This is a genomic window from Roseicella aerolata (genome assembly GCF_020523605.1).
GTDB lineage: Bacteria > Pseudomonadota > Alphaproteobacteria > Acetobacterales > Acetobacteraceae > Paracraurococcus > Paracraurococcus aerolatus.
Genome location: NZ_JAJAQI010000016.1, coordinates 43,738 through 70,594, shown reverse-complemented (window position 1 = coordinate 70,594; position 26,857 = coordinate 43,738). Strand labels below are relative to the sequence as shown.

The following is a 26,857-nucleotide window of genomic DNA, read 5'->3' as shown; positions in this document are numbered from 1 at the left end:
GATCCGCGCTACAGCGGATTGCGTTTGAAATTGAACGCCAATCCGCTGCAGGTCGTTGTTTGTAGAGCAGATTCACGCTGCGGGGCGTTCATGCCCCTCCGCGATCCGCGCTAGCCGCCGAACCGTCCCCAGGCCGCGACCGCCACGGTCAGCAGGCCGAGCACGAGGTTCATGCTCACCAGTTGGCGGACCCGGTCCATGGCCTGCGCCGCCCGGGCGCGGTCGCCCGCCGCCTGGGCAGCGCGGAACTCCTTCCACGGCCCGGTGAAGAGGGCGACGAAGATGCCGGCCATGATCAGCGCCGTCAGGTGCATGGCATGCACATGCCAGCCGGCGCCGCGGAAGCCACCATCCAGACGATCAGGAAGAAGCGGCGCAGCGCGCCCTCATGCACCACGAGGCGCTGCGGCGGTTCCAGCGCGCCCAGCGCCGGGCGGAGCGCCAGCAGCGCGAAGGCCATGCCCCCCACCCAGAGCACGGCGCCCAGCACGTGCAGCATGTACAACAGATTTCCCAGCATCCCGGCCCCTTGTCCGATTGGATCGTGTTCCCGGCTGGCGAGCCATGGTGTTGCCGGCCGGGGGCGTTCCCGCCTCCGGGGCGCCATATTACCTTCGGCGCGTGATGGCCATGATCTCGGCCGCCACGGCGCGCATCTCGGCGGCGGCCGGGCTCCTCGGCGCCGCCTCGGTCACCGCCAGCCCGTCCAGGAAGGCATTGGCGAACTGCACCCGGTTGCCGATCGCCTGATCGAGCACAGGCACGCCCTTCTGCCCGAGCGCAGCCAGGACGGTCGCCTTCAGCCTTCCCTGCGCAGGGGCGCGGTTCAGCACCGCGGCGACCTGCCGCCTCTCCTCCTGCGCCAGCTTCAGCGTCGCCTCGCAGGCCCAGAAATCGGCCGGCGAGGGTTGCAGGGGCATCAGCACCAGATCGGCGGCGCGGATCGCGACCTTCGCCTCGGTCTCGGCATGCGGGGGGGTGTCCAGGATGACGAAGTCATGCGCACGGCGCAGCCGGTCGAGCGTCGCGGGCACGCGCCAGCCGGAAGAGGTATCGAAGGCGAGGGGCCGGGCCTTCGCCCCCTGCTTCACCCGCTCCTCGTGCCAGCGGGCGAGGGAGGCCTGCGGGTCGGTGTCCAGCAGGGCGACGCTGTGCCCCTCGGCGGCGAGCGCGGCGGCGAGATTGGCCGCCACGGTCGACTTCCCGGCGCCCCCCTTCTGTTGCGCCACCGCCACCACGAAGGCCATGTCCGCGACTCCGCCCCTGCCATGTGGAGGCTAGAGCAAATGACGGCTGAGGGGATCCCACTCAGGCGGCGGAATCGAAGGGGTGGAGCCTCGGGCGCGCGTCGCCGGACCTCGGCCAGGCTGGCCGGGCCAAGGCCAGGGGCAGCAGGAGACCCGGCGGGCCGATACCCTGGCCGGGTGCAAGGCCCCGCCGGGCAAGCACCTTCCCAGGCTGGCCAGCAACAGGATCGGGGGGCGACCCGATCCGATGCCGCACGGCCTTGGACGCGAGGCTCAACCGCCGCCCGGGGCGCGGGCCGGTTCGCCCGAGGGCGCGGTCGGCGTCGCCGCGGCGGGCGGGTTGCCGGGTACGCCAAGGTCGGGCGTGCCGGCCGGAACCGGGTTCATCTCGCCCGGCGGCAGGGCGGCATTGGCCGCGGGCTGCTGCACCTGGTTGCCGGTTGCCATGCCAAGGCCGCCCGCGGCCAGGCCCTGACCGCCGACATCCGAACCGGCGGCGGCGAGGCCCTGCTGCTCCCGCATCGCCGCGGTGGTGGGCGGTGGCGGACCGGCCGGCGGCTCCGCGGTCCAACTCCGAATGAAAAGCACAAGGGTAATGGCCAGCAGGGCCGGCGGAATGATGACGGCAAGCGACAGGCGCGGCATGGGCGTCCCCCGGTATGGATCGGCACATGCCCGGAACCACAGGGCTGCCACCGCGTGGCGCCTGCGGTTCCGGGTCCAGGAGCCGATGGTCTCCGTGGCCTGTTCCCGAATCGTCGCTTCCGGCGGTTGCGTCCGGCGGGGGCAGGCCCCTGGCAAAGCGCGCGGCGGGCAGCCGGGTTCGCCGCCCCGTCCTCCGCCACCTGCCTGACCCCGGATGCGCGCGGTACCCGATGGAGGACGCAGGGCATCAGCAGGGCATGGCGAGCCACCACCTGGGCACGGGTGCCCGGTGCAGCCATGTGTCGTGCTGCTGGGCGCGGGGATGGGGATGGGGCTGGCGGCCCATGGAGACCGCCAGAGAGGCATGGCGGCGGGAAGCAGCGTGCCTCGCGGTGGCGGGCTCCTGGCCCGGGGCACCCGGCAGGTTTTCATGGGGCGCAAACCTCCCGGGCATTGCCTAGGCTGCGCGCCGAGGAGGCCCCGCCATGCCGCAGCCGGAACGCCTGGAATTGCTGACCCCGGAGGAAATGGGCCGCGCCGACGCCCTGGCGATCGCCCGCGGCATTCCCGGCATCCGCCTGATGGAGGCGGCCGGCCGGGCGGTGGCGCGGGCGGCGCTGCGCCGATTCCGTCCGGTGCGCAGCCTGGTGCTCGCCGGCCCGGGCAACAATGGCGGCGATGGCTATGTCGCGGCGCGGCTGCTGGAGCAGGCGGGCTGGCCGGTCGCGGTCGCCGCGCTCGCCCCGCCGCGGCCGGGGAGCGACGCGGCGCTCGCGGCCGCGGCCTGGCGCGGGCCCATGGCATCCTTCTCCCCGGCCGAGGCGGCGCGCGCCGGGCTTGTCATCGATGCGGTCTTCGGCGCCGGGCTGGCGCGCGATGTGGACGGGATCGTGGCGGAGACGCTCGGCGCCATCCGGGCGCCGCTCCTGGCGGTGGACGTGCCCTCGGGCCTCGATGGCGGGACGGGGCAGCCGCGCGGCTTCGCGCCGCAGGCGGGGCTGACCGTCACCTTCTTCCGCCTGAAGCCCGGCCACCTCCTGCTGCCGGGCCGGACGCTGTGCGGCGAGACCATCCTCGCCGATATCGGGCTGCCCGATGCCGTGCTGGCCGAGGTCGCACCCCGCGCCTTCCGCAACGCGCCGGGTCCGTGGCGCCCGCCGGCCTCCGGCCCCGACTCGCACAAATACAGCCGCGGCCACCTCACCATCCTGGGCGGGGCGCAGATGACCGGGGCGGCGCGGCTCGCCGCCGGCGCGGCGCACCGGGCGGGGGCCGGGCTGGTCACCATCGCGGCCCCCGACGCTGCGGCCGCCGCGCTCTATCGCGCCGGCGATCCGGGGACGATCGTGAGCGAGGCGGGGCTCGATTCCCTGCTGGCCGATGAGCGCCGGCGCGCCTGGCTGATCGGCCCGGGCCAGCCGGCCGATGCGGCAACCGGCGCCGCGCTGCGCAGGTTGATCGAGGCCGGGCGGCAGGTGGTGGCCGATGCCGGGGCGCTGACCGCCTGCGCCGGCGCGCCCGCGGCCCTGACAGGGGCGGCGGTGCTGACACCGCATGCCGGGGAGTTCGCCCGTGTCTTCGGCCCGGTAGGGCCGGACCGCCTCGCCGCCGCCCGCGCCGCCGCGGCGACGACCGGCGCGGTGGTCCTGCTGAAGGGCGCCGATACCGTGATCGCCGCGCCGGATGGCCGCGCCGCCATCAATGACAACGCACCGCCGAGCCTCGCCACCGGCGGCACGGGCGATGTACTGGCCGGCACCATCGCCGCGCTGCTGGCGCAGGGCATGCCGGCCTTCGAGGCCGCCTGCTGCGGCGCCTGGGCGCAGGGGGAGGCGGCGCGCCGGCATGGACCCGGTCTGGTTGCAGAGGATCTGATCACGCTGCTGCCACGCGCGCTCGAAACCGCGCGCGTGAACTGACTCCGGCCTCGAAATCGCACAAGGTTTCACCACGTTTCTGACAGTGTCCCGGAGAGCCTCGCGATGTCCGACCTCGCCCTGGAAACCGGCCTTTTCGACCGCGCCCTCCGGCGCGTCACCAGCCTGTGGCGCGACATGGCCGAGCGGGTGACGGGCGGCGAGACGGAGAGCATCACCGACCAGATGCGCGCCTGCCTTGAAGGCCGCGGCGGCGAGGTCTCGGCGCGCAACCGCGCGGCCCGGCTGGCCCAGGACTATCTGGCCCTCGACCTGGCGGGGCGCACGGAGTTCCTGCGGGCGCTGGCCGCCTTCGATTCCGATGAGGCCGCGATGCAGGCGGCGATCGACCGCGCCGCACGGGCGCGCGATGCGGCGGAGCGCGCCTCGGCCAAGGCGGCGCTGCGGCGAGCGCTGGAGCCGCCACGGGTCAGGCTGCTGACCCAGTTCACCACCATCCCGGACGGGGTGAAGTTCCTGGTCGACCTGCGGGACGAGCTGCTGCAGGTGATGCAGGGCGATGCGCTGCTGCAGGCGCTGGAGACCGACCTCAAGGGCCTGTTGGCGAGCTGGTTCGATGTCGGCTTCCTGGAGCTGCGGCGGATCGATTGGAACTCCTCGGCCGCGCTGCTGGAAAAGCTGGTGCGCTATGAGGCGGTGCACCGCATCCGCACCTGGCGGGACCTGAAGAACCGGCTGGACAGCGACCGGCGCTGCTACGCCTTCTTCCACCCGCGCATGCCGGAGGAGCCGCTGATCTTCGTCGAGGTGGCGCTGGTCAAGGGCATGGCGGACAGCGTGCAGCGCCTGTTGGACGAGAAGGCGCCGGTGCTCGACCCCACTCAGGCGGACACCGCGATTTTCTATTCCATCAACAACTGCCAGCGGGGCCTGGACGGCATCAGCTTCGGCAATTTTCTGATCAAGCGGGTGGTGGCGCTGCTGGGGGGCGAACTGCGGAACCTGAAGAATTTCGCCACCCTCTCGCCCATTCCGGGCTTCACGCGCTGGCTGCAGGCCCGCGCGGCGGAGCGCGACCGCCCGCTGCTGACCGAGGAGGAAGCCGCTGCCCTGCGCGCCGCGGCCCCGCCGCCGGCCTCGCTACCCGTGCCGGCGGCCGCCGGGGCGGCGAGCGCGCTGGTGCTGGCCGAGCACCCCTCCGACACGCTGCTGCGCGTCCTGGCCCGCCGCGGCTGGCTGCGGGAGGAGGCGGTTGCGAAGGCGCTCGAGCCGGTGCTGACCCGGCTCTGCGCCGGCTACCTGCTGCAGGAAGCCTCGCCGCGCCACCCGAAGCGGGCGCGGGACCCGGTCGCGCATTTCCACCTCTCGAACGGCGCGCGGGTGGAGCGGCTGAACTGGCGCGGCGATATCTCGGAGAAGGGGCTCAAGGAGAGCGCCGGGCTGATGGTGAACTACCTCTATGACCCGGCGCGGATCGAGGAGCACCACGAGGATTATGTGGGCGAGGGGCGGCGCCCCGCGGCCGCGGCGATCCGCCGGCTGGTGAAAGGCTGGCAGTAGGCGGTCGCCCGCCCCGCCCTGATGGGCGGGGCGGCTGGCCGCCCGTGATCAGGCCGGGCCCAGGGCTTCACGCCCCCGCCGGACCCGCAGCCGGGCCAGGCTGCGGGCCCGAAGCGCCATCAGCGCCAGCGCGACCATCGGCAGCAGCCAGACGACCCGGGCCTGGAACCGGCCATAGGGCGAGGCGAGCACGCCGCAGACCACCGCATTCGCCAGCAGCCCGGCCACCACGATCAGGGCCAGGATCCCGGCCTGCCCCCAGGCCGGGTCGCGGACCGCCGGCCCCGGGCGCAGCAGGGCGAAGCCGGCGGCCCCGGCGGCGAGCGGCGCGGCGGCGTAGATCACCGCCTGGTGCAGCGGCGGGATCCAGGGACGGGTCTGCAGCAAGGTCGTGGTGCTGCCCTGCGCCAGTTCCGCCGGGAAATAGGTGGCGAAGAAGTCCAGCCGCTTCGGGGTGTAGAGGATGTCGTCCAGGTCGAAGGTGACGACCTGCCGCAACCCGTCCGCGGCGAGGCCGAGCATGGTGCCCCAGGGGTCATGCGCCAGGACGGCGAGCAGGAAGCGTGCCTGCTCCTCGGAGATGCGCCGTCGCGTCGCGGCATCCGCCACGCCGAAGACGCCGCGCGCGGGATCGCTCTCGAACAGGAAGGAGATCCAGTCGGTCGGCAGCCGGTCGAGATAGGTGCAGACCGCAAAGGGCGCCCCCAGGCCGCAATGCTGGCGGAGATAGTCGAGACCGGGGCCCAGCTCGATCAGATGGGCGGTCATGTGCGGCAGGCGGAGCGGCGGATGGCCGAGGGCGAGGCGCACCGCCTGGGCAAAGAGCAGCTCCGCAGCGATCCCCATGACAACGCAGGCGGCCAGGGCGATCAGGGGCGCGCGGCGCGGCGCCGGCGTCAGGCGGAGCAGCGCGGCGAGGGTGCCGGCGACGAGCAGCAGGATCAGCGTGGCGAGGTGGCTGCCATGCGCCGCGACGCCGAAGGCGACCAGCAGCAGCAGGACGGCACGCTCCGGCTGGCGGAGGTCCCGCCAGAAGGCGACCAGCAGCCCGGCGCCGAGGATGACGATCCCCGCGAAGAGGTCCGGCATGACGTAGGCGATATAATACGACAGAGGTGAGAGCAGCAGCAGCGCGACCAGCGTCCCGGCATACCAGCCGGGTCCGAGGCGAAGGCAGCGGAGGAGGAGCAGGTCGAGCAGCCAGGCGATGATCGCCGCCTGCAGCACCACCAGCAGCCAGAAGCCGCCGGCAAGCCAGCTCAGATAGGCGAGGCTGCCCCAGTAGATCGATCGGCCTGCCTCGACATCGCGCTCCGCCTTGGGCGGTGGTGCCGGCATGGTGGCCGGCGCGCCAGCCTGGCCCGCAGCGGCCTCACTTGTGGGGGCGGCGAGCGGCGTCTGCACCCTCGACCAGCTGTTCTCGAAGCGCGGCCCGCCAAGCTGGAGCGAGAGGACCGCAGGCCCGCGCAAATAGGCAAAGATGTCTTCGTAGAGCAACGGCTGGCGGTTGAGGAAGGCCGGGGCGGCCAGAATGAGCGTGCCGAGCAGGAGGCGCACCAACAGGCCGGGATGTCGCATGCGGGGCGTGCTCCGTCGAAATGCCGCGCCGGACCATAGCGGCGTAGTACGAGCCCGGCCACGACATGTCGTAATACTAACAATGACTTGATCGGAATGAGCGAAGCCTGGGCCGGAGCGGCGAATTCGCGGATGACGGAGGCATCCATGCAAGGGCTTCCATTGGTGGGGCTGGGAGCGCTGAACGGCGCTGGGCCGGTGCCGACTGCCGGCCGCAGGGCAGCGTCTGGCGGGGAGTGGAAGCCCCATCAGCCTTGATTTCGCACTGGCTGGCCGCCCGGGCCCTTGCCGCATCCCCGCCGGAGGGGCCACATGCCAGCCAAACCAAGCGGTGGAGACGAGAGGGTGAACGTCCTGACCAGCAGCGGGCCCGATGCGGCAACCGCCCCGGACGACCGCAACCCCGAGGCCGCGCGCCTGCGACAGCTGCATGCCATCGAACGCAAGCTGCTCTGGCTCTCGGCCTGGATGATCCACCACGCCAACCACACCCGCCCGAACCGGGACGGGCTGAAGGTGGGCGGCCACCAGGCCTCCTGCGCCTCCGTCATCTCCATCATGACGGCGCTGTATTTCGAAATCCTCAAGCCGCAGGACCGGGTGGCGATCAAGCCGCATGCCGGGCCGGTCTTCCATGCGGTGAGTTACCTGTTCGGCCGGCAGCAGCGGGAGAAGCTGGAGACGCTGCGGCAGTTCGGCGGCATCCAGCCCTATCCCTCGCGCGTGAAGGACGGGGCGGAGGTGGATTTCTCCACCGGCTCCGTCGGCCTCGGCGTCGCGCTCACCAGCTTCGGCAGCCTGGTGCAGGACTATGTCCGCCTGCACGGCCTCGGCCGGGCCGAGATTCCGGCCGGCCGGCATGTGGCGATCGTCGGCGACGCCGAACTGGACGAGGGCAATATCTACGAGGCCCTGCTGGAGGGCTGGAAGCACGATATCCGCAATGTCTGGTGGGTGGTGGACTACAACCGCCAGAGCCTCGATTCCGTGGTGCAGGACCGGCTTTTCGGCCGGATCGAGGGCCTGTTCCGCGACATGGGCTGGAACGTCGTCACCCTGAAATACGGCCGCCGGCTGCAGGCCGCCTTCGCGCGGGAGGGGGGGGAGGCGCTGCGCCGCTGGATCGATGACTGCCCGAACAGCCTCTACTCGGCGCTGACCTTCCAGGGCGGCGCCGCCTGGCGCAGCGCGCTGCTGACCGATCTGGGCCGGGAGGACGGGATCCGGGCGATCATCGATCCCATGTCCGATGAGGAGCTCGGCGCCCTGATGACCAATCTGGGCGGCCATGACGTGGCGACGCTGCTGGAGGCCTTCCGCGCCCAGGACGCTGCCGGCGACCAGCCGACCTGCTTCATCGCCTATACCATCAAGGGCATGGGCCTGCCCTTCGCCGGGCACAAGGACAACCATGCCGGGCTGATGACCAAGGAGCAGATGGCGAGCTTCAGGCAGGAGCTCGGCATCCGCGACGGCCACGAATGGGACCGCTTCGAGGGGCTCGACATCCCCGAGGCGGAGCTGCAGGCCTTCATTGAGGGCGTGCCGTTCGCGACGCCGATCGCGCCGGAAGGCCGGCGCCTGACCGCCCCGCCCGTGCCGGTGCCCATGGCGCAATTCCCGGTGCCGCGGGTGCCGGCCGGCCGCAAACTCTCCACCCAGGCCGCCTTCGGCGAGGTGCTGGCCGAGCTCGGCCGTGGCCAGGGCGAGGCGGCCCAGCTCGCCAGGCGGATCGTGACCACCAGCCCGGATGTGACGGTCTCGACCAATCTCGGCCCCTGGGTGAACCGGCGCGGCATCTTCGACCGGCACCTCAAGAACGACGTCTTCCGGGATGCCAAGCTGGCCAGCGCCCAGCGCTGGGGCATGAGCCCGGAGGGGCAGCATATCGAGCTCGGCATCGCCGAGCAGAACCTTTTCCTGCTGCTGAGCGCGCTCGGCCTCGCGCATGATCTCTACGGGGCGCGGCTGCTGCCGGTCGGCACGGTCTACGACCCCTTCGTCAATCGCGGCCTCGATGCGCTGATCTATGCCTGCTACCAGGATGCGCGCTTCATGCTGGTGAGCACGCCGTCCGGCCTGACGCTCGCGCCGGAGGGCGGGCAGCACCAGTCGGTCAATACGCCGCTGATCGGCATCGCGCAGGACCGCCTGGCCAGTTACGAGCCGGCCTTCGCCGATGAGCTGGCCATCCTCATGCGCTGGGGCTTCGAGCACATGCAGAAGCCGGATGGCAGCGCCGTCTGGTTCCGGCTCTCGACCCGCGGGCTGGAGCAGCCGCAGCGCAGCCTCGACCCGGCGGCGGTGATCGCCGGCGCACACTGGATGGTGCCGCCGGCCCCCGGGGCGCGCATCGCCATCGCCTATCAGGGGCCGGTCGCGCCGGAGGCCATGGCCGCCTTCGAGGCGCTGCGGGAGGACGAGCCGGGCGCCGGGTTGCTCGCCATCACCTCGGCCGACCGGCTGCATGCCGAATGGCTCTCGGCGCGGCGGAAGGCGCGGGCGGGCTTCGGCGCGCCCTCCTGGATCGAGGCGCTGCTGGCGCCGCTGGCGCCGGATGCCGCGCTGGTGACGGTGCTGGACGGCCACCCGGCGGCGCATGCCTGGCTGGGCGCGGTGCGCGGCCAGCGCGTGGTGCCCCTTGGCGTGGACCATTTCGGCCAAGCGGGCGACATCCCCGACCTCTACCGGGAGTACGGCCTCGACACCGACGCGATCCTGGATGCCTGTGCCCAGGCCCTGCTCGGCACCTGAGACCGGGTGGCGGCGGGCCGGCGCCAGGCAGCCCGGTCCGCGAGCGGCAGCGTCCATCGGCTGGCAGGCGGCCGTGATGCCGGAACGCGCCGCGCCGTCGCGGCAGGGGCAGGGGCAGGGGCAGGGGCAGGGGCAGGGCGGACCGCGATCCGCCACCGGGTCAAGCCGCCCGGAGGCTCCGGATCCGGTGCAGCTCATGCCGGTAGGCCGGATTCTCCGGCCGTCGGCCCACCAGCTCCTGCAGGAGCGCGACGGCTTCGGGCACCGCTCCGGTCCGGGCGCAGGCCCGCGCCAGGTAGAGCCGGCGCTCCAGGGCCGCATCGGCCTCCAGCGGCTCCGCCAGGGCCTCCAGCAGGCGGCGGGCCGTGGCCGCCCGGCCGGACATCAGCAGGGCCCGGGCGAGATGGATGCGATAGAGCGGCTGCGCCCGGGCATTGCGACGGGCCGACACCCTGACCGGTGCAAGGCTGACACCGGAACGAATCGCCTCGAAGGCCGGCAGCAGCACGCTGGCCGGCTTCAGCGCCAGCGCGGCGCGGTGGCGGAGATGGGGCAGGGGCAGCGCCTCGACCCTGGGCGAGAGATGGAGGATCGCCTCGGCATGCTGCCGGTCCGCCGGGAAGCGCGGGTCGTAGGCCAGGATGAGCCGGCCCGCGAGGTGCTCCGCCCGGATCGGCATGTCCCGGTGCAACAGGGGATCGTAATCCGCCGCGTAGCGCAGGTCGTCGAAGCGGTGGTTGGGGGCGATGGAGAGCAGGGGTGCGCTCGCGATGCCACCCTCCAGCCCGAGCAGCGCGGCATAGCGCAGGCAGGCATAGCCACCCATGCTGTGGCCGTAGCCGAGCAGGGGCTTCGACCGGCGTGACGCCAATGCCGTCGCGGCAGCCGCCATGGAGGCGGCGGGAAACCAGTTGGGGCCTTTCGTAACGAATCCGACGCATTCCACGCCGTAGCGATCGGCCAGCACCCGGGCCCAGAAATCCCGCCCGTTCGCCCGCTGGTCGCGGGCGTTGAAGCTGGCGACGGCATAGGGCGAGGTCCCCGGCGCGTGCAGCACCTGCAGGTGGTCGTCCTCGAAGATGATGGCCATGTCCGCTCCCGGTACGGGCAGTCCGGGAGGCAAAGCCGCGAATCCTTGCCGGTTTCCGAGCCGGCGGCGCCGGCGCCGGGCCCCTCCTTTCAAAGCCGCCGGCTCTGCGCTACACGCGCCCTCTTCGATACCGCGGGCTGGCCGCGCGGGCGTGGTGGAATTGGCAGACACGCTGGATTTAGGTTCCAGTGGCGCAAGCCGTGGGGGTTCAAGTCCCTCCGCCCGCACCAGGCCGTCCGCCTTCCTGGGCTGATGGAAACGATACGATGCAGGTGACCGAGGTCGCGAACGAGGGGCTGAAGCGGGCCTATACGGTGGTGGTCCCCGCGGGCGACATCGCGGCCGAGCGCCAGAAGCGCCTGGCCGAGCTGGGCCGCGACCTCCGCCTGCCCGGCTTCCGCCCAGGGAAGGTGCCGGCCAAGGTGGTCGAGCAGCGCTACGGCCAGGCCGTGATGGGCGAGGTGCTGGAGCAATCGGTCAACAAGGCGACCGACCAGGTGGTCACCGACCGCGGCCTCCGCCCGGCCCTGCAGCCGAAGATCGAGCTGGTGAATTTCGCCCCCGAGGCAGACCTGGAGTTCAAGGTCGAGCTGGAGATCCTGCCCGAGATCCCGATGCCGGACTTCGCCGGGATTGCGGTGGAGCGGCTGAAGGCCGAGCCCTCGGACGAGCAGGTGGAGAAGGCGCTGGAGACCATTGCCTCCCGCAATCGCAAGCTTGAGGACGTCACCGAGCCGAAGGCGACCGAGAAGGGTGACATCCTGGTCTGCGACTTCGTCGGGCGGCTCGACCCGGCCGAGGGCGAGGAGGGGCCGGGCGAGGCTTTCCCGGGCGGCACGGCGACCGACATGCCGGTCGAGGTGGACGGGCCGGGCTTCATCCCGGGCTTCACCGAGCAACTGGTCGGCATGAATACCGGCGATGTGCGCGAGGTGAAGGTCACCTTCCCCGAGGAGTATGGCTCCCAGGCGCTGGCCGGGAAGAAGGCGACCTTCACGGTGACGGCCAAGGGACTGAAGCGCTCCATCGTCCCCCCGGCGGATGAGGAGATGGCGAAGTCCATCGGCTTCGAGACGCTGGACGCCCTGAAGGAGGCCGTGCGCGGCAGCCTGCAGCAGGAATACGACCAGCTCGCGCGGCTGAAGGTGAAGCGGGCGCTGCTGGATGCGCTCTCCTCCCGCGCCGAATTCCCCGTGCCGGCGGGCATGGTGGAGGCCGAGTTCGCGCAGATCTGGCAGCGGGTGGAGCAGGACCTGAAGGCCGGGCGCCTCGACGAGGACGACAAGGGCAAGGACGAGGAGACGCTGAAGGCGGAGTACCGCGGCATCGCGGAGCGCCGGATCCGCCTCGGCCTGCTGCTCTCCGAGATCGGCCGGACAAACAACATCTCCGTGAGTGGTGACGAACTGGCAAGGGCCATGCGGCAGGAAGCAAGCCGGTACCCGGGCCAGGAACAGCAGGTCATGGAGTTCTTCCGCAAGAACCCCCAGGCCGCGGAAAACCTCCGCAGCCCGGTCTTCGAGGAGAAGGTCGTGGATTTCATGCTGGAACTGGCCCAGGTGACCGACCGGCAGGTGTCGCCGGAGGAGCTGACCGCGCCGGCGGCGGCCTGAGCGGGGCAAGCCCCGGCGGCAACCAGCCGGGCACCCCCGCCGAATGGCGGGGACTTCCGGCGGCCCCGACCTTGCCCCACATTGGTTGAGGCAGGTCTGGCCATCGGGCGGGGTGGCCGCCCCGGCCACCTGCTCCCCCGGGCTCCGGCCCGGCGGGCTGGTAGAGAGTGAAAGGTTGCACCATGCGGGACCGTGATCCGGTCGAGGTCTACAACAACACCCTGGTTCCGATGGTCGTCGAGCAGACGGCGCGGGGCGAGCGGGCCTTCGACATCTATTCGCGCCTGCTGAAGGAGCGGATCATCTTCCTGACCGGGCCGGTCTTCGACCAGGTATCCTCGCTGATCTGCGCCCAGCTGCTGTTTCTGGAAAGCGAGAACCCGAACAAGGACATCGCCTTCTACATCAACAGCCCGGGCGGCGTGGTCTCCTCCGGCCTCGCGATGTATGATACCATGCAATACATCCGGTCCCCCGTGAGCACGGTCTGTATCGGCCAGGCGGCCTCCATGGGCTCGCTCCTGCTCTGCGCCGGTGCCAAGGACAAGCGCTTCGCCCTGCCGAACAGCCGGATCATGGTCCACCAGCCCTCCGGCGGTGCCCAGGGGCAGGCGACCGATATCGAGATCCAGGCCCGCGAGATCCTGAAGCTGCGCCAGCGGCTGAACGAGATCTATGTGAAACACACGGGTCAGCCCATCGAGGCGATCGAGCGCAAGCTGGAGCGCGATACCTATATGTCGGCCGAGGAGGCCCGCGATTTCGGCCTGATCGACCAGGTGGTCGAGCAGCGGCCGGCGGCGCCCGGGGCCGAGACCAAGGCCTGAGCCGGGGACGGCGCTGACCGCCACCCCGCCCGCCGCGCCAGCGGCAGCGTGCCCCCGGTGCCATCCTGACGGGATGTTGCCGGTCCGGCGGGCTGCCGGCTGGGGCCGGAGCTTCCGTCGTGCTTCCCCCCCGGTGACAGGGGGGCTAGAGTTTCATCCAAGGTCCCCCCTCGGCTAACGGGGGGAGGGGCCGGGACCGCTCGCGCCTTTCCTGTCGGGAAGGCGCGAGCGGCCCGGCCGGCCCATCCAGGCGGAGTGCCCATGAGCAAGTCCGGCGACTCGAAGAACACCCTCTACTGCTCGTTCTGCGGCAAGTCGCAGCACGAGGTCCGCAAACTCATCGCCGGACCCACCGTGTTCATCTGCGACGAATGCGTCGAGCTGTGCATGGACATCATCCGCGAGGAGCACAAGACGCACCTCGTGAAGAGCCGCGATGGTGTGCCGACTCCGAAGGAGATCTGCAAGGTCCTCGATGACTATGTCATCGGTCAGGACCATGCAAAGCGGGTCCTCTCGGTGGCCGTGCACAACCACTACAAGCGGCTGGCGCATGGCGCGAAGAACAACGACGTCGAGATCGCGAAGTCTAACATCCTGCTGCTCGGCCCGACCGGCAGCGGCAAGACGCTGCTGGCCCAGACGCTGGCCCGCATCCTCGATGTCCCCTTCACCATGGCGGACGCCACCACGCTGACCGAGGCCGGCTACGTGGGCGAGGATGTCGAGAACATCATCCTCAAGCTGCTGCAGGCCGCCGACTACAACGTGGAGCGGGCGCAGCGCGGCATCGTCTATATCGACGAGGTCGACAAGATCAGCCGCAAGTCGGACAACCCGTCCATCACGCGCGACGTGTCCGGCGAAGGCGTGCAGCAGGCGCTGCTGAAGATCATGGAGGGCACGGTCGCCTCCGTCCCGCCGCAGGGCGGCCGGAAGCACCCGCAGCAGGAATTCCTGCAGGTCGACACCTCCAACATCCTCTTCATCTGCGGCGGTGCCTTTGCGGGGCTCGAGCGGATCATCGGTGCCCGCGGCAAGGGCAGCGGGATCGGCTTCGGCGCCGAGGTGCGCAGCCCGGATGAGCGCCGCGCCGGCGCGGTGCTGCGCGAAGTGGAGCCGGAGGACCTGCTGAAATTCGGCCTGATCCCCGAATTCATCGGCCGCCTGCCGGTGGTGGCGACGCTCGAGGACCTGGACGAGAAGGCGCTGGTCGAGATTCTGACCAAGCCGAAGAACGCCCTTGTCAAGCAGTACCAGCGGCTGTTCGAGATGGAGGGGACCAAGCTCACCTTCACCGAGGACGCCATGCGGTCGGTGGCCACCCGTGCCATCCAGCGCAAGACCGGCGCGCGCGGCCTGCGTTCCATCATGGAATCGATCCTGCTCTCGACCATGTTCGACCTGCCCGGCATGGACGACGTGGACGAGGTGGTGGTGAACCGCGAAGTGGCCGAAGGACGCGCCACGCCGCTCTTCATCTATGGCGAGCGCGCGGCCGAGCAGAGCTCGGCCTGACGCACGTTCCGAATCGACGCCCGGAGCGGCCGCTGCTCGGCCGCCCGGTTTTCAAGGGGTTGTGGGGGATCGCCGGGTCCCCATCTCTTTTCGCAATCCCGTGACGCCATGGGACATGCCGCGATCGGGTGTCCCAGGCGTCGACTGTCCCTCAGCGAGGTCCACAATGGCGGATAAGCCCGAAACACTCCACGGCGAGCTGCTTCCCGTCCTGCCGCTCCGCGACATCGTCGTCTTCCCGCACATGATCGTGCCGCTCTTCGTCGGTCGCGAGAAATCCGTACGCGCGCTGGAAGCGGTCATGCGGGACGACAAGCAGATCCTGCTGGTCGCCCAGAAGAACGCCGCGCAGGACGATCCCGGTGCCGACGACCTGTATGATGTCGGCACGGTCTCCACCGTTCTCCAGCTGCTGAAGCTGCCGGACGGCACCGTGAAGGTGCTGGTCGAGGGCGGCCGGCGTGCCAGGATCGCCGGCTTCAAGGAGACGCAGTCGCATTTCGAGGCCTATGCGACCGCGCTTGAGGAGCCGGCCGCCGCCGCCTCTGAGACCGAGGCGCTGGCCCGCACCGTGGTCGGCCAGTTCGAGCAGTACATCAAGCTCAACAAGAAGATCGCGCCGGAAGTGCTGGTCTCGATCAACCAGATCGACGACCCGAACAAGCTGGCCGATACGGTTGCCGCCCATCTCTCGCTGAAGATCCCCGAGAAGCAGGAGCTGCTCGAGACGGCCGGCACCGCCGCGCGGCTCGAGCGGGTCTTCGCCCATATGGAAAGCGAGATCGGCGTCCTGCAGGTGGAGAAGCGCATCCGGAACCGCGTGAAGCGGCAGATGGAGAAGACGCAGCGCGAGTACTACCTGAACGAGCAGCTCAAGGCGATTCAGAAGGAGCTGGGCGAAGGCGAGGACGGCAAGGACGAGGCCGCCGAGCTGGAGGCCAAGATCAAGGCCACCAAGCTGTCCAAGGATGCGCGCGAGAAGGCCATGGCCGAGCTGAAGAAGCTCCGCACCATGAGCCCGATGAGCGCCGAGGCGACGGTGGTGCGCAACTACCTCGACTGGATCCTCTCGATACCCTGGAAGAAGCGCAGCAAGGTCCGCAACGACATTGTCGAGGCGGAGAAGGTGCTCGATGCCGATCACTATGGCCTTGAGAAGGTCAAGGAGCGGATCATCGAATATCTGGCGGTGCAGTCGCGCTCGCCGAAGATCAAGGGTCCGATCCTTTGCCTCGTCGGCCCGCCCGGCGTCGGTAAGACCTCGCTCGGCAAGTCGATCGCCAAGGCCACCGGCCGAAACTTCGTGCGCATGTCGCTCGGCGGCGTGCGGGACGAGGCGGAGGTGCGCGGCCACCGGCGGACCTATATCGGCTCCATGCCCGGCAAGGTCATCCAGGGCATGAAGAAGGCGAAGACCTCCAACCCGCTCTTCCTGTTGGACGAGATCGACAAGCTCGGCGCCGACTGGCGCGGCGATCCGTCCTCCGCGCTGCTGGAGGTGCTGGATCCGGAGCAGAACGCGACCTTCGCCGACCACTACCTGGAGGTCGATTACGACCTGTCGGACGTGATGTTCGTCACGACCGCCAACAGCCTGCGCATGCCGCAGCCGCTGCTGGACCGGATGGAGATCATCCGCATCCCCGGCTACACCGAGGATGAGAAGGTCGAGATCGCGAAGCGCCACCTGATCCCGAAGCAGTCCGAGGCGAACGGGCTGAAGGAGGGCGAGTGGAGCGTGAGCGAGGACGCGCTGCGCGACCTGGTCCGCTACTATACGCGTGAGGCCGGCGTCCGGAACCTCGAGCGGGAGATCGGCGGCCTGGCCCGCAAGGCGGTGCGCGAGATCGTCTCGAAGAAGGCGAAGAAGGTCCAGATCACCGTCAAGAACCTCGACAAATTCGCCGGTGTGCGGAAATTCCGCTACGGCGAGGCGGAGTCCGAGGACATGGTCGGCGTGGTCACCGGCCTGGCCTGGACCGAAGTGGGCGGCGAGATCCTAACGATCGAAAGCGTCATGGTCCCGGGCAAGGGCAAGGTGCAGCACACCGGCAAGCTCGGCGACGTGATGCAGGAGAGTGTCAGCGCGGCCATGTCCTATGTCCGCTCCCGCTCGACCAATTTCGGCATCAAGCCGACGCTGTTCGAGCGGCGCGACCTTCATGTGCACGTGCCGGAAGGTGCGACGCCGAAGGACGGGCCTTCCGCCGGCATCGCCATGGCGACCAGCATCGTCTCCGTCCTCACCGGCATCCCGGTGCGCAAGGACGTGGCGATGACGGGCGAGATCACGCTGCGCGGCCGCGTACTGCCGATCGGCGGGCTGAAGGAGAAGCTGCTGGCGGCGCTGCGCAGCGGGACCACCACGGTCTTCATCCCGAAGGACAACGAGAAGGACCTGGCGGACATCCCGGACAATGTGAAGAAGGGGCTCACGATCATCCCCGTCTCGCATGTGGACGAGGTCATCGCGAGCGCTCTCGTGCGCAAGCCCGAGGCGATCGCCTGGGAGGAGCCGCCCGAGCCGCCGGCGCCGCGTGCGACGGATGGCGAGGCCGGGAAGCCCGCTCTCCCACATTGACCGTTCATGCATGAACCGGGGCGGGTTCGCCCGCCCCGGATCTCCGGGCTGCCGCCACGAGACCCTGGGGAGCGGCGGATCGCCGCCATCTTGGCCGGGCCGCGTCATTGACGTGCCAAAATCGCGCCTCCTACAGTCGCTTCCGGTTTCCTGCCCGGATCATCCGGGCATACCCGGTGTTTTTGCCGGGGTAGGGGGGCAGGCATGAACAAGCAGGATCTCATCGCCATCGTCGCCGAAGCAGGCGATCTACCGAAGGCGAAGGCGGGCGATGTCCTGGATGCGGTCTTCGAGGCGATCACCACATCCCTGAAGAAAAAGCAGGATGTCCGGCTCGTCGGCTTCGGCACCTTCTCGACCTCGAAGCGCAAGGCCGGCAAGGGCCGCAACCCGCGCACCGGCGAGGAGATCAAGATCGCTGCGACCACGACGGTGCGCTTCAAGGCCGGCAAGGGCCTGAAGGACGCAGTGAACTGAGCGGCGAGCTTCAGGGGGGCAGGATCAGGAAATGGGCCGGCGGCAACGTCGGCCCTTTCTTTTTGTCCGAGATTGAGCGCATTCTCGGCCGCCGTGCGGTATGGGCGCTTAGCTCAGCGGTAGAGCGCTTCGTTTACACCGAAGATGCCGGGGGTTCGAATCCCTCAGCGCCCATTCGCTGCGTCGATCACCCTGGCCCTGTCGCCGCTGCCGCTCCGCCCAGGGCGCCTGTCGCCTAGCCGTGGCGCCCGACTCCTCTGCCCGATCGCGGTTCATGGGCGCCTGCCCGGCGGCACCCCGTTGACGCCCCCTGCGAGCGGCCCTATACCCCCGCCACGTCGCAAGCGGGTGTAGCTCAGTCGGTTAGAGCGCCGGCCTGTCACGCCGGAGGTCGCGGGTTCGAGCCCCGTCACTCGCGCCATGCGTCGGATTCAGCAAAGGCGCCGCTCCCACCTGGGAGCGGCGCCTTTGCCGCATTTTACCCCCTTTTCGTTCTGCAAAAAAATCACCACCTCGGTCTTGAGTAGGGCGCGCACCCCTCTATGCGAAGCGCGCAGGGCACGGCTAATGTCCGCCCGCGCTGCGCCGCGGCATCTGTCGGGGCGAGGCCCGCCGCTGGTCCGCCAGGGCCGATGCGGCGCCACGAAGGGCGGAGCAACGATGACCCAGCCTCTGCTGGCAGAGTATTTCCCGATCCTGGTTTTCCTGGCGATCGCCGGGGGGATCGCCGCGGCGATGGTGGGCGGCAGCCTGCTGCTGGCCCGGCAGAAGCCGAATGCCGAGAAGCTCTCGGCCTATGAATGCGGCTTCGAGCCCTTCGACGACACGCGCCGGCGTTTCGACGTGCGGTTCTACCTGGTCGCGATCCTCTTCATCATCTTCGACCTTGAGGTCGCCTTCCTCTTCCCCTGGGCCATTGCGCTCGGCGAGATCGGCTGGTTCGGATTCCTGTCGATGATCGCCTTCCTGGGCGTTCTGACGGTTGGCTTCATCTACGAATGGCGCAAGGGCGCCCTGGACTGGGAGTGACGGCCCGAGGCCGCGCCCGACCGGAGAGGATCATGAGCGGAAACACGGACTCCATTGCCTGGAACCGCGAGCACATGGCTCCGGGGCCGGCGCAGGATGCGGTGATCAAGGGCATCACCGGCGAGATCGAAGAAAAGGGCTTCGTTGTCGCCAACCTCGACAAGGTGGTGAACTGGGCGCGCACCGGGAGCCTCTGGCCGATGACCTTCGGCCTGGCCTGCTGCGCGGTGCCGATGATCCATGCCTATATGGCGCGCTACGACCTCGACCGGTTCGGCATCATCCCGCGCGGCTCGCCGCGGCAGTCGGACGTGATGATCGTGGCCGGCACCCTGACCAACAAGATGGCCCCCGCGCTGCGCAAGGTCTACGACCAGATGTCGGAGCCGCGCTGGGTCATCTCCATGGGCAGCTGCGCCAATGGCGGCGGCTACTACCACTATTCCTACAGCGTGGTGCGTGGCTGCGACCGCATCGTGCCGGTGGATGTCTATGTCCCGGGCTGCCCGCCGACGGCGGAGGGGCTGGTCTACGGCATCATGCAGCTGCAGAAGAAGATCCGTCGGACGGGGACCATCCTGCGTGGCTGACAGCATCGAGACGGCGGCCCCGAGCAAGGGTGCGCGCCTGCAGGCCCTGGGCGAGGCGGTGCGCCAGGCACTGCCGCGCGCAACAATCGAGTCGATCGAGGTGGAGCGCGGCGACGAACTCGTGCTGCGCGTCCGCCGCGACGGGCTGGTCGAGCTCATGACGCTGCTGCGCGACGGCGCGGACTTTGCCTTTGAGCAGTTGATGGACCTGTGCGGCACCGACTGGCCCGAGAAGCCGCTGCGCTTCGAGGTTGTCTACAATCTGCTCAGCCTGTCGCTGAACCAGCGCATCCGCGTGGTGGTGGCGACCGATGCCGCGACCCCGGTGCCGAGCATTGCCTCCATCTGGCCGAACGCCACCTGGTATGAGCGCGAGGCCTGGGACATGTACGGGGTCGTCTTTGAAGGGCAGACCGATCTGCGCCGTCTGCTGACCGATTACGGCTTCGAGGGACATCCGCTCCGCAAGGACTTCCCGCTGACCGGCTATGTCGAGGTCCGCTATGACGAGGAGCGGAAGCAGGTCGTTTATGAGCCGGTGAAGCTCACCCAGGACTTCCGCAATTTCGACTTCCTCAGCCCCTGGGAGGGCATGACCACCCTGCCGGGCGATGAGAAGGTCCATCTCAATCGGATCGAGGGGCCCAAGCCCCAGGGGACAGAAGCATGAGCGGCAGCTCCGCCATGGCGTCCGAGGCGGGGCCGCTGACCACCGCCGCGGATCCCGCCAGCCTGACCTCCGCCTCCGGCGACTCCGAGCAGCGCCGGACCGTCGAGGTCGACAGCCACACCATCAATTTCGGCCCGCAGCACCCGGCAGCCCATGGCGTGCTGCGCCTCATCCTTGAGATGAAGGGCGAGGTGGTGGAGCGTGCCGATCCGCATATCGGCCTGCTGCATCGCGGCACCGAGAAGCTGGCGGAGTACAAGACCTATCTCCAGGCGATGCCCTATATGGACCGCCTGGATTACGTCTCGCCGATGTGCATGGAGCACTCCTACGTCCTCGCGGTGGAGAAGCTGCTGCGCATCGAGGACCAGATCCCTGAACGGGCGCGGGTCATCCGCACCATGTTTGCGGAGCTGACGCGCATCCTGAACCACTTGCTGAACATCACCACCTATGCGCTGGATTGCGGCGCCATCACGCCGGCGCTCTGGGGCTTCGAGCAGCGCGAGCACCTGCTGGAATTCTACGAGGCGGCGGGCGGCAGCCACTACCACGTCAACTACTTCCGCGCCGGCGGGGTGGCGAAGGACATTCCGAAGTCGCTCGAAGACCGGATCGGCAACTGGTGCAAGCAGTTCCCGAAATTCCTCGATGACCTCGAAGGCCTGCTGACGGAGAATCGCATCTTCAAGCAGCGCACCGTGGATATCGGCGTCATGAGCGCCGAGCAGGCGATGGCCTGGGGCTTCTCGGGTCCATGCCTGCGTGCCTCCGGCGTGCCCTGGGACCTACGGAAGTCGCAGCCCTACGAGATCTATGCCGATCTCGACTTCGACATCCCGGTCGGCCGGCATGGCGACTGCTACGACCGCTACCTGGTCCGCATCCAGGAGATGAAGCAGTCCCTGCGGATGATGGAGCAATGCCTCGCGCGGCTGAAGCCGGGGCCGGTGAAGATCCAGGACAACAAGATCACGCCACCGAAGCGCGGCGAGATGAAGCGGTCCATGGAGTCGCTCATCCACCACTTCAAGCTCTACACCGAAGGCTACCACGTGCCCGAGGGCGCGACCTATACCGTGACCGAGGCGCCGAAGGGCGAGTTCGGCTTCTACCTGGTCGCCGACGGCACCAACCGGCCCTATCGCTGCAAGATCCGCGCGCCGGGCTACGCGCACCTGCAGGCCATGGAGGTGCTCTCCAAGGGCCATATGCTCGCCGATGCGGTGGCTATCATCGGGTCACTCGACATCGTCTTCGGGGAGATCGACCGCTGATGGTCGCCGAGATTTCTACTGCGAATGAGATCGTGCAGCCGGAGAGCTTCGCCTTCGACGCGGAGAGCGAGGCGGCGATCGAGAAGATCCTGAAGCGTTATCCACCGGGCAAGCAGGCCAGCGGCGTCATCCCGCTGCTCTATGTGGTGCAGCGGCAGATGAAGCGGCAGACCGGCAGCGCCTGGGTGCCGAACAAGGGTATGGATGCGGTGGCCGAGCGGCTCGGCATGGCGCCCATCCGCGTCTACGAGGTCGCGACCTTCTACTTCATGTTCAACATGAAGCCGATCGGGAAGTTCCACCTGCAGGTCTGCGGCACCACGCCCTGCTGGCTGCGCGGATCGGACGACGTCTTCCGCGCCTGCAAGGAGGCCGCGCATGTGCCGGGCTACGGCCATACCAGCGCCGACGGGCTCTTCACCCTGACCGAGGTCGAGTGCCTCGGCGGCTGCGTGAACGCGCCGATCCTGCAGGTGGACGACGACTACTACGAGGACATGGATTACGAGAGCACGGTCAGGCTGATCGAGGCGCTGAAACGCGGCGAGCGGCCCGCGCCGGGCTCCGTCATCGGGCGCCAAACCAGCGCGCCGGAAGGCGGGCCGCTGACTCTGCTCGACGTGCCGGGGGAATAAGGTCATGGCGCTGAGCGACAAGGACCGCATCTTCACGAACCTCTACGGGCTGCAGGACTGGCGGCTGCCGGCGGCGCGCCGCCGCGGCAACTGGGACGGCACCGGCGCCCTGATCGCCAAGGGCCGCGACTGGATCATCGAGGAGGTCAAGAACTCCGGCCTCCGCGGCCGCGGCGGCGCGGGCTTCCCGACCGGGCTGAAATGGTCCTTCATGCCGAAGCAGTCGGACGGAAGGCCGCATTACCTGGTGGTCAACTCGGACGAGTCCGAGCCCGGTACCTGCAAGGACCGCGACATCCTGCGGCATGATCCGCACACGCTGATCGAGGGCTGCCTGATTGCCGGTGTCGCCATGGGTGCGCATGCCGGCTACATCTATGTCCGCGGCGAGTACTACAACGAGCACCTGGTGCTGCAGGCCGCGATTGACGAGGCCTACGCGGCAGGGCTGCTCGGCCCGAATGCCTGTGGCAGCGGCTGGGACTTCGACCTCTATGTCCATCGCGGCGCCGGCGCCTATATCTGCGGCGAGGAGACGGCGCTGATCGAGAGCCTGGAGGGCAAGAAGGGGATGCCGCGGCTGAAGCCGCCATTCCCGGCGGCCGTCGGGCTCTATGGCGCGCCGACAACGGTGAACAATGTCGAGACCATCGCAGTGGTCCCGACCATCCTCCGCCGCGGCGCGGCTTGGTTCGCCGGCTTCGGTCGGCCGAAGAACAGCGGCACCAAGATCTTCTGCATCCAGGGCCATGTGAACAAGCCCTGCAATGTGGAGGAGGAGATGTCGATCCCGCTGCGCGAACTGATCGAGCGCCATGCGGGCGGCGTGCGCGGCGGCTGGGACAACCTGCTCTGCGTGATCCCGGGCGGCAGCTCCACGCCGCTGATCCCGAAGGAGGTGTGCGACACCGTCCTGATGGATTTCGACGCGCTGCGGGAGCAGAGGACGGGTCTCGGCACAGCCGGCGTCATCGTCATGGACAAGTCCACGGACCTGATCAAGGCGATCGCCCGGCTGTCCGCCTTCTACAAGCATGAGAGCTGCGGCCAGTGCACGCCCTGCCGCGAGGGCATGGGCTGGGTGAAGCGCATGATGGACCGCATGGTCGAGGGCCGCGCCGAGGTGGCCGAGATCGACGTGCTGGAGCAGGTGACGCGGCAGATCGAGGGACACACGATCTGCGCCCTGGCCGATGGCGGCGTCTGGCCCGTGCAGGGCCTGATCCGCCACTTCCGGCCGATGATGGAAGAACGCATTGCCGCCTACAAGGCGCGGAAGGGCTCGCCGGCCCCGACGCTGCCGATGGCGGCGGAGTAAGCCCCGATGGCGAAGGTCACGGTCGACGGGATCGAGGTGGAGGTGCCGAATGGCGTCTCCGTCCTGCAGGCCTGCGAGGCGGCGGGCAAGGAAATCCCGCGCTTCTGCTACCACGAACGTCTCAGCGTCGCCGGCAATTGCCGCATGTGCCTGGTCGAGGTCGAGAAGGCGCCGAAGCCCATCGCCTCCTGCGCCTATCCGGTGGCGGACGGCATGAAAGTCTTCACGGATAGCGAGATGGTCCGCAAGGGCCGCCGCGGCGTGATGGAATTCCTGCTGATCAACCACCCGCTGGACTGCCCGATCTGCGATCAGGGCGGCGAGTGCGATCTGCAGGACCAGGCGGTCGCCTATGGCATGGACAAGAGCCGCTACCTCGAAGAGAAGCGCTCGGTCAAAGACAAGTACATGGGTCCGCTGATCAAGACGATCATGACCCGCTGCATCCAGTGCACCCGCTGCGTGCGCTTCGCGACCGAAGTGGCCGGCGTGCCGGAACTCGGCGCGACCAATCGCGGCGAGAACATGGAGATCGGCACCTATGTCGAGAAGGCGCTGACCACCGAACTCAGCGGCAATCTGATCGATATCTGCCCGGTCGGCGCGCTCACCTCGCGGCCCTACGCCTTCGTCTCGCGCCCCTGGGAGCTCCGGAAGACCGACAGCGTCGATGTGCTGGACCCCGTCGGCACCAATATCCGCGTCGACGCCCGCTCGGGCGAGGTGCTGCGCATTCTCCCGCGCACCAATGACGACGTGAACGAGGAGTGGATGGCCGATCGAGGCCGCTTCTCCTTCGATGGCCTCAAGCGACGCCGCCTCGACCGCCCCTGGGTGAAGGTGGATGGCAAGCTGAAGCCGGCAACCTGGGCCGAGGCCTTCGGCGCCATTGCCGCGAAGCTGAAGGGTCTCTCGGGCGAGCGCATTGGCGCCGTGGTTGGCGACCTAACCGATGCCGAGGCAATCGTCGCGCTGAAGGATCTGATGGGCGCGCTCGGTAGCCGCAACCTCGAATGCCGCATCGATGGTGCAGCGATCGACGCTTCCCGCCGGGACTATTACACCTTCAATACCGGCATTGCCGGCATTGAGGAGGCGGATGCGCTGCTGATCATTGGCAGCAATCCCCGGACCGAGGCGCCGGTGCTGAATGCCCGCATCCGCAAGCGGGTGACGGCCGGCCACTTCCCTGTGGGCTTCATCGGGCCACGCGGGCTCAACCTCACCTATCCGCACGACTGGCTGGGGGAGGGGGGCCAGACGCTTCGCGTCCTGGCCGAGGGCGGCCACCGCTTCAATGAGGTGCTGCGCAAGGCGAAGCGGCCGATGCTCATCCTTGGCCGCGGCGCGCTGACCCGGCCCGACGGTGTGGCGATCCTCGCCGCGGCCTGGAAGATCGCGGCCGAGAACAACATGCTGCAGGCCGATTGGCACGGCTTCAACCTGCTGCACCATTTCGGCGGTCAGGTGGCGCCGCTCGATCTCGGCTTCCTGCCGCAGCAGGGTGGTGCCGCCATTTCGCCGGCGGTTGAGGCACTGTGGCTGCTGGGCGCCGAGGTCGATGCGGCCGCCATACCGGCCGGCGCCTTCGTCATCTACCAGGGTCATCACGGCGAGGCCGCGGCGGCGCGAGCCGATGTGATCCTGCCGGGCGCGGCCTATACCGAGAAGGACGCGACCTGGGTGAACACCGAAGGTCGCGTGCAGCGCGGACGCCTCGCAGTCTACCCGCCGGGCGAGGCGCGAGAAGACTGGAAGATCATCCGCGCCGTCTCCGAGGTGCTCGGCAAGCGGCTGCCCTATGACTCGCTGGATGCGGTCCGGGCTCGGCTGGGACAGGTGAACCCGGCCTTCGCCGATGGCGGCTTCGCGCCGCATGGCTGCACGGACCTGACGGGCCCGGCGGGCGATGCCTCGGCCGTGTCTGATGCGCCCTTCGCGCCGGTGCTGCAGAACTACTGGCAGGCGGATGTCATCAGCCGCGCCTCCGCCACCATGGCGGAATGCGCGCGCGTCTACAGCACGCCACAGACCCAACTGGCGGCGGAGTGACCGCGATGGACGGCTTCCTTTCCACCCCCGTCGGCATCCTGGCGATCACCCTCGCCCAGACGCTGGCGCTGCTGGTGCCGGTGCTGATGGGCGTTGCCTACCTGACGCTCGCCGAGCGGAAGGTGCTTGCGGCGATGCAGATGCGGAAGGGACCGAACGTGGTCGGCCCCTTCGGCCTGCTGCAGCCCTTCGCTGATGCACTGAAGATGCTGATGAAGGAGACGATCGTTCCTTCGGGCGCGAACCGTTACCTCTTCCTCTTCGCGCCGATGCTGACCTTCATGCTGGCGATGCTGGCCTGGGCGGTGATTCCGGTGAACGAGGGCTGGGCGATCGCCGACATCAATGTCGGCATCCTCTACCTCTTCGCCATCAGCTCGCTCGGCGTCTACGGCATCATCATCGCGGGCTGGGCGTCCAACTCGAAATACGCCTTCCTCGGCGCGCTGCGTTCGGCGGCGCAGATGGTCAGCTACGAGGTCTCGATGGGCTTCGTCATCGTGACCGTGCTGATGTGTGTGGGCTCGCTGAATCTGACGGCTATCGTGAAGGCGCAGGAGACCGTCTGGTTCTTCCTGCCGCTCTTCCCGATGTTCATCATCTTCTTCATCAGCACGCTGGCGGAGACGAACCGGGCGCCTTTCGATCTGCCGGAGGGCGAGAGCGAGCTGGTGGCGGGCTTCTTCGTCGAGTACAGCTCGATGAGCTTCGCGCTGTTCTTCCTCGGCGAGTACGCGAACATGATCCTCATGTCCGCACTGACCACCATCCTGTTTTTGGGTGGCTGGCTGCCGCCGATCAATGCCGAGCCCTTCACCTGGATCCCCGGGCCGATCTGGTTCGCGCTGAAGATCGCGCTCTGCCTCTTCACCTTCATCTGGGTCCGCGCGACCTTCCCGCGCTACCGCTATGACCAGCTGATGCGGCTGGGCTGGAAGGTGTTCCTGCCCTTCAGCCTGCTCTGGCTGGTGCTGACGGCGGCGGTGCTCAAGCTGACCGGCTGGCTGCCGGCGTAAGGACCGACGACCATGGCCACCCTCGATCGCACTGCGCGCAGCCTGCTGCTGTCCGAGCTGGTCTCGGGCATGGCGCTGACCTTGAAGTATTTCTTCAAGCCCAAGGTCACGATCAACTACCCCTACGAGAAGGGGCCGATCTCCCCCCGCTTCAAGGGGGAGCATGCGTTGCGCCGCTATCCGAATGGGGAGGAGCGGTGCATCGCCTGCAAGCTGTGCGAGGCGGTCTGTCCCGCCCAGGCGATCACCATTGAGGCCGAGCCGCGCGAGGATGGCAGCCGCCGCACCACGCGCTACGACATCGACATGGTGAAGTGCATCTATTGCGGCATGTGCGAGGAAGCCTGCCCGGTGGACGCCATCGTCGAGGGGCCGAATTTCGAGTTCAGCACGGAGACGCGGGAGGAGCTGCTCTACGACAAGCAGAGGCTGCTCTCGAACGGCGACCGGTGGGAGCCGGAACTCGCCAAGCGGCTCGAACTTGACGCCCCCTATCGCTGAGA

The 26,857-nt window shown here is 68.9% G+C and carries 23 protein-coding genes and 3 tRNA genes; 20 read left to right on the top strand and 6 right to left on the bottom strand.

The window, feature by feature from the left end; genetic code table 11:
- Positions 1-110 precede the first annotated feature (110 nt).
- The 4 genes from LHA35_RS12320 to LHA35_RS12305 form a co-directional block, all read right to left on the bottom strand.
- The gene (locus LHA35_RS12320) at positions 111-314 is read right to left on the bottom strand and encodes a hypothetical protein (RefSeq protein ID WP_226608566.1); all 204 of its coding nucleotides are present in this window, start codon (positions 312-314) and stop codon (positions 111-113) included.
- Entirely contained in the window at positions 305-499 is a 195-nt protein-coding gene (locus LHA35_RS12315) for a hypothetical protein (RefSeq protein WP_226608565.1), read from the bottom strand. Before LHA35_RS12315 ends, LHA35_RS12320 begins: the two co-directional genes overlap by 10 nt.
- Positions 500-608: 109 nt before the next feature.
- Positions 609-1,247 (bottom strand): ParA family partition ATPase, encoded by a 639-nt coding sequence (parA, locus tag LHA35_RS12310; protein ID WP_226608564.1) that lies wholly within the window; start codon positions 1,245-1,247, stop codon positions 609-611.
- A 273-nt stretch (positions 1,248-1,520) separates the two neighbouring features.
- On the bottom strand, positions 1,521-1,892 hold the full coding sequence (locus LHA35_RS12305; RefSeq protein WP_226608563.1) for a hypothetical protein: 372 nt from the start codon (positions 1,890-1,892) through the stop codon (positions 1,521-1,523).
- A gap of 485 nt (positions 1,893-2,377) precedes the next feature.
- Between LHA35_RS12305 and LHA35_RS12300 the strand changes: the two genes are divergently transcribed.
- Complete coding sequence (locus LHA35_RS12300) at positions 2,378-3,811, top strand: NAD(P)H-hydrate dehydratase (RefSeq protein ID WP_226608562.1); 1,434 nt, start codon at positions 2,378-2,380, stop codon at positions 3,809-3,811.
- 63 nt (positions 3,812-3,874) lie between these two features.
- Entirely contained in the window at positions 3,875-5,329 is a 1,455-nt protein-coding gene (locus LHA35_RS12295) for a malonyl-CoA decarboxylase domain-containing protein (RefSeq protein WP_226608561.1), read from the top strand.
- A gap of 48 nt (positions 5,330-5,377) precedes the next feature.
- On the opposite strand, the gene LHA35_RS12290 is transcribed toward LHA35_RS12295, so the two are convergent.
- Positions 5,378-6,907, bottom strand: coding sequence for a hypothetical protein (locus LHA35_RS12290; RefSeq protein ID WP_226608560.1), 1,530 nt, complete (start codon positions 6,905-6,907; stop codon positions 5,378-5,380).
- 468 nt (positions 6,908-7,375) lie between these two features.
- Between LHA35_RS12290 and LHA35_RS12285 the strand changes: the two genes are divergently transcribed.
- On the top strand, positions 7,376-9,661 hold the full coding sequence (locus tag LHA35_RS12285; RefSeq protein ID WP_226608615.1) for a 1-deoxy-D-xylulose-5-phosphate synthase N-terminal domain-containing protein: 2,286 nt from the start codon (positions 7,376-7,378) through the stop codon (positions 9,659-9,661).
- A 160-nt stretch (positions 9,662-9,821) separates the two neighbouring features.
- On the opposite strand, the gene LHA35_RS12280 is transcribed toward LHA35_RS12285, so the two are convergent.
- The gene (locus LHA35_RS12280; protein WP_226608559.1) at positions 9,822-10,751 is read right to left on the bottom strand and encodes a tetratricopeptide repeat protein; all 930 of its coding nucleotides are present in this window, start codon (positions 10,749-10,751) and stop codon (positions 9,822-9,824) included.
- 145 nt (positions 10,752-10,896) lie between these two features.
- On the opposite strand from LHA35_RS12280, the gene LHA35_RS12275 reads away from it, so the two are divergent.
- The 17 genes from LHA35_RS12275 to nuoI all read left to right on the top strand — a co-directional run bounded on the left by LHA35_RS12275 (position 10,897) and on the right by nuoI (position 26,855).
- Positions 10,897-10,981, top strand: a tRNA-Leu gene (locus LHA35_RS12275).
- A gap of 36 nt (positions 10,982-11,017) precedes the next feature.
- Positions 11,018-12,364 (top strand): trigger factor, encoded by a 1,347-nt coding sequence (gene tig, locus LHA35_RS12270; protein WP_226608558.1) that lies wholly within the window; start codon positions 11,018-11,020, stop codon positions 12,362-12,364.
- Between the two features lie 182 nt (positions 12,365-12,546).
- Positions 12,547-13,191: an ATP-dependent Clp endopeptidase proteolytic subunit ClpP gene (gene clpP, locus LHA35_RS12265; protein ID WP_226608557.1), complete on the top strand. Its 645-nt coding sequence runs from the start codon at positions 12,547-12,549 to the stop codon at positions 13,189-13,191.
- Between the two features lie 261 nt (positions 13,192-13,452).
- On the top strand, positions 13,453-14,709 hold the full coding sequence (clpX, locus tag LHA35_RS12260) for an ATP-dependent Clp protease ATP-binding subunit ClpX (protein ID WP_226608556.1): 1,257 nt from the start codon (positions 13,453-13,455) through the stop codon (positions 14,707-14,709).
- Between the two features lie 166 nt (positions 14,710-14,875).
- Positions 14,876-17,290, top strand: a complete 2,415-nt coding sequence (gene lon / locus LHA35_RS12255; RefSeq protein WP_226608555.1) for an endopeptidase La — start codon at positions 14,876-14,878, stop codon at positions 17,288-17,290.
- Positions 17,291-17,494: 204 nt separating this feature from the next.
- Positions 17,495-17,767, top strand: a complete 273-nt coding sequence (locus LHA35_RS12250) for an HU family DNA-binding protein (RefSeq protein ID WP_226608554.1) — start codon at positions 17,495-17,497, stop codon at positions 17,765-17,767.
- 102 nt (positions 17,768-17,869) lie between these two features.
- Positions 17,870-17,941 (top strand) — tRNA-Val (locus LHA35_RS12245).
- A 170-nt stretch (positions 17,942-18,111) separates the two neighbouring features.
- A tRNA-Asp gene (locus tag LHA35_RS12240) sits at positions 18,112-18,188 on the top strand.
- Positions 18,189-18,427: 239 nt separating this feature from the next.
- Complete coding sequence (locus LHA35_RS12235; protein WP_226608553.1) at positions 18,428-18,796, top strand: NADH-quinone oxidoreductase subunit A; 369 nt, start codon at positions 18,428-18,430, stop codon at positions 18,794-18,796.
- A 32-nt stretch (positions 18,797-18,828) separates the two neighbouring features.
- Positions 18,829-19,386, top strand: coding sequence for a NuoB/complex I 20 kDa subunit family protein (locus LHA35_RS12230; RefSeq protein WP_226608552.1), 558 nt, complete (start codon positions 18,829-18,831; stop codon positions 19,384-19,386).
- A complete protein-coding gene (locus LHA35_RS12225; protein ID WP_338050868.1) occupies positions 19,379-20,056 on the top strand; it encodes an NADH-quinone oxidoreductase subunit C in 678 nt (225 codons plus the stop codon). The genes LHA35_RS12230 and LHA35_RS12225 overlap by 8 nt, the downstream gene beginning before the upstream one ends.
- Complete coding sequence (locus tag LHA35_RS12220) at positions 20,053-21,333, top strand: NADH-quinone oxidoreductase subunit D (protein WP_226608551.1); 1,281 nt, start codon at positions 20,053-20,055, stop codon at positions 21,331-21,333. The genes LHA35_RS12225 and LHA35_RS12220 overlap by 4 nt, the downstream gene beginning before the upstream one ends.
- Entirely contained in the window at positions 21,333-21,968 is a 636-nt protein-coding gene (locus LHA35_RS12215) for a complex I 24 kDa subunit family protein (protein WP_226608550.1), read from the top strand. The genes LHA35_RS12220 and LHA35_RS12215 overlap by 1 nt, the downstream gene beginning before the upstream one ends.
- Positions 21,969-21,972: 4 nt before the next feature.
- Entirely contained in the window at positions 21,973-23,286 is a 1,314-nt protein-coding gene (nuoF, locus tag LHA35_RS12210) for an NADH-quinone oxidoreductase subunit NuoF (protein WP_226608549.1), read from the top strand.
- A gap of 6 nt (positions 23,287-23,292) precedes the next feature.
- Positions 23,293-25,338: an NADH-quinone oxidoreductase subunit NuoG gene (nuoG, locus tag LHA35_RS12205; RefSeq protein ID WP_226608548.1), complete on the top strand. Its 2,046-nt coding sequence runs from the start codon at positions 23,293-23,295 to the stop codon at positions 25,336-25,338.
- A gap of 5 nt (positions 25,339-25,343) precedes the next feature.
- Positions 25,344-26,354: an NADH-quinone oxidoreductase subunit NuoH gene (nuoH, locus tag LHA35_RS12200; RefSeq protein ID WP_226608547.1), complete on the top strand. Its 1,011-nt coding sequence runs from the start codon at positions 25,344-25,346 to the stop codon at positions 26,352-26,354.
- Between the two features lie 12 nt (positions 26,355-26,366).
- Positions 26,367-26,855, top strand: coding sequence for an NADH-quinone oxidoreductase subunit NuoI (gene nuoI / locus LHA35_RS12195; protein WP_226608546.1), 489 nt, complete (start codon positions 26,367-26,369; stop codon positions 26,853-26,855).
- Positions 26,856-26,857: the final 2 nt, after the last annotated feature.

Bases quoted from the DNA above. Each gene is read 5' to 3' on its own strand.
- LHA35_RS12230 (WP_226608552.1), top strand. From the start codon at position 18,829: ATGAGCGGAAACACGGACTCCATTGCCTGGAACCGCGAGCACATGGCT.
- LHA35_RS12315 (WP_226608565.1), bottom strand. From the start codon at position 499: ATGCTGCACGTGCTGGGCGCCGTGCTCTGGGTGGGGGGCATGGCCTTC.
- nuoH (WP_226608547.1), top strand. From the start codon at position 25,344: ATGGACGGCTTCCTTTCCACCCCCGTCGGCATCCTGGCGATCACCCTC.
- LHA35_RS12220 (WP_226608551.1), top strand. From the start codon at position 20,053: ATGAGCGGCAGCTCCGCCATGGCGTCCGAGGCGGGGCCGCTGACCACC.
- parA (WP_226608564.1), bottom strand. From the start codon at position 1,247: ATGGCCTTCGTGGTGGCGGTGGCGCAACAGAAGGGGGGCGCCGGGAAG.
- LHA35_RS12300 (WP_226608562.1), top strand. From the start codon at position 2,378: ATGCCGCAGCCGGAACGCCTGGAATTGCTGACCCCGGAGGAAATGGGC.
- LHA35_RS12250 (WP_226608554.1), top strand. From the start codon at position 17,495: ATGAACAAGCAGGATCTCATCGCCATCGTCGCCGAAGCAGGCGATCTA.
- tig (WP_226608558.1), top strand. From the start codon at position 11,018: ATGCAGGTGACCGAGGTCGCGAACGAGGGGCTGAAGCGGGCCTATACG.
- LHA35_RS12295 (WP_226608561.1), top strand. From the start codon at position 3,875: ATGTCCGACCTCGCCCTGGAAACCGGCCTTTTCGACCGCGCCCTCCGG.
- nuoI (WP_226608546.1), top strand. From the start codon at position 26,367: ATGGCCACCCTCGATCGCACTGCGCGCAGCCTGCTGCTGTCCGAGCTG.
- lon (WP_226608555.1), top strand. From the start codon at position 14,876: ATGGCGGATAAGCCCGAAACACTCCACGGCGAGCTGCTTCCCGTCCTG.
- LHA35_RS12320 (WP_226608566.1), bottom strand. From the start codon at position 314: ATGCACCTGACGGCGCTGATCATGGCCGGCATCTTCGTCGCCCTCTTC.
- nuoF (WP_226608549.1), top strand. From the start codon at position 21,973: ATGGCGCTGAGCGACAAGGACCGCATCTTCACGAACCTCTACGGGCTG.
- LHA35_RS12305 (WP_226608563.1), bottom strand. From the start codon at position 1,892: ATGCCGCGCCTGTCGCTTGCCGTCATCATTCCGCCGGCCCTGCTGGCC.
- LHA35_RS12285 (WP_226608615.1), top strand. From the start codon at position 7,376: ATGATCCACCACGCCAACCACACCCGCCCGAACCGGGACGGGCTGAAG.
- clpX (WP_226608556.1), top strand. From the start codon at position 13,453: ATGAGCAAGTCCGGCGACTCGAAGAACACCCTCTACTGCTCGTTCTGC.
- LHA35_RS12280 (WP_226608559.1), bottom strand. From the start codon at position 10,751: ATGGCCATCATCTTCGAGGACGACCACCTGCAGGTGCTGCACGCGCCG.
- LHA35_RS12235 (WP_226608553.1), top strand. From the start codon at position 18,428: ATGACCCAGCCTCTGCTGGCAGAGTATTTCCCGATCCTGGTTTTCCTG.
- LHA35_RS12290 (WP_226608560.1), bottom strand. From the start codon at position 6,907: ATGCGACATCCCGGCCTGTTGGTGCGCCTCCTGCTCGGCACGCTCATT.
- LHA35_RS12215 (WP_226608550.1), top strand. From the start codon at position 21,333: ATGGTCGCCGAGATTTCTACTGCGAATGAGATCGTGCAGCCGGAGAGC.
- nuoG (WP_226608548.1), top strand. From the start codon at position 23,293: ATGGCGAAGGTCACGGTCGACGGGATCGAGGTGGAGGTGCCGAATGGC.
- clpP (WP_226608557.1), top strand. From the start codon at position 12,547: ATGCGGGACCGTGATCCGGTCGAGGTCTACAACAACACCCTGGTTCCG.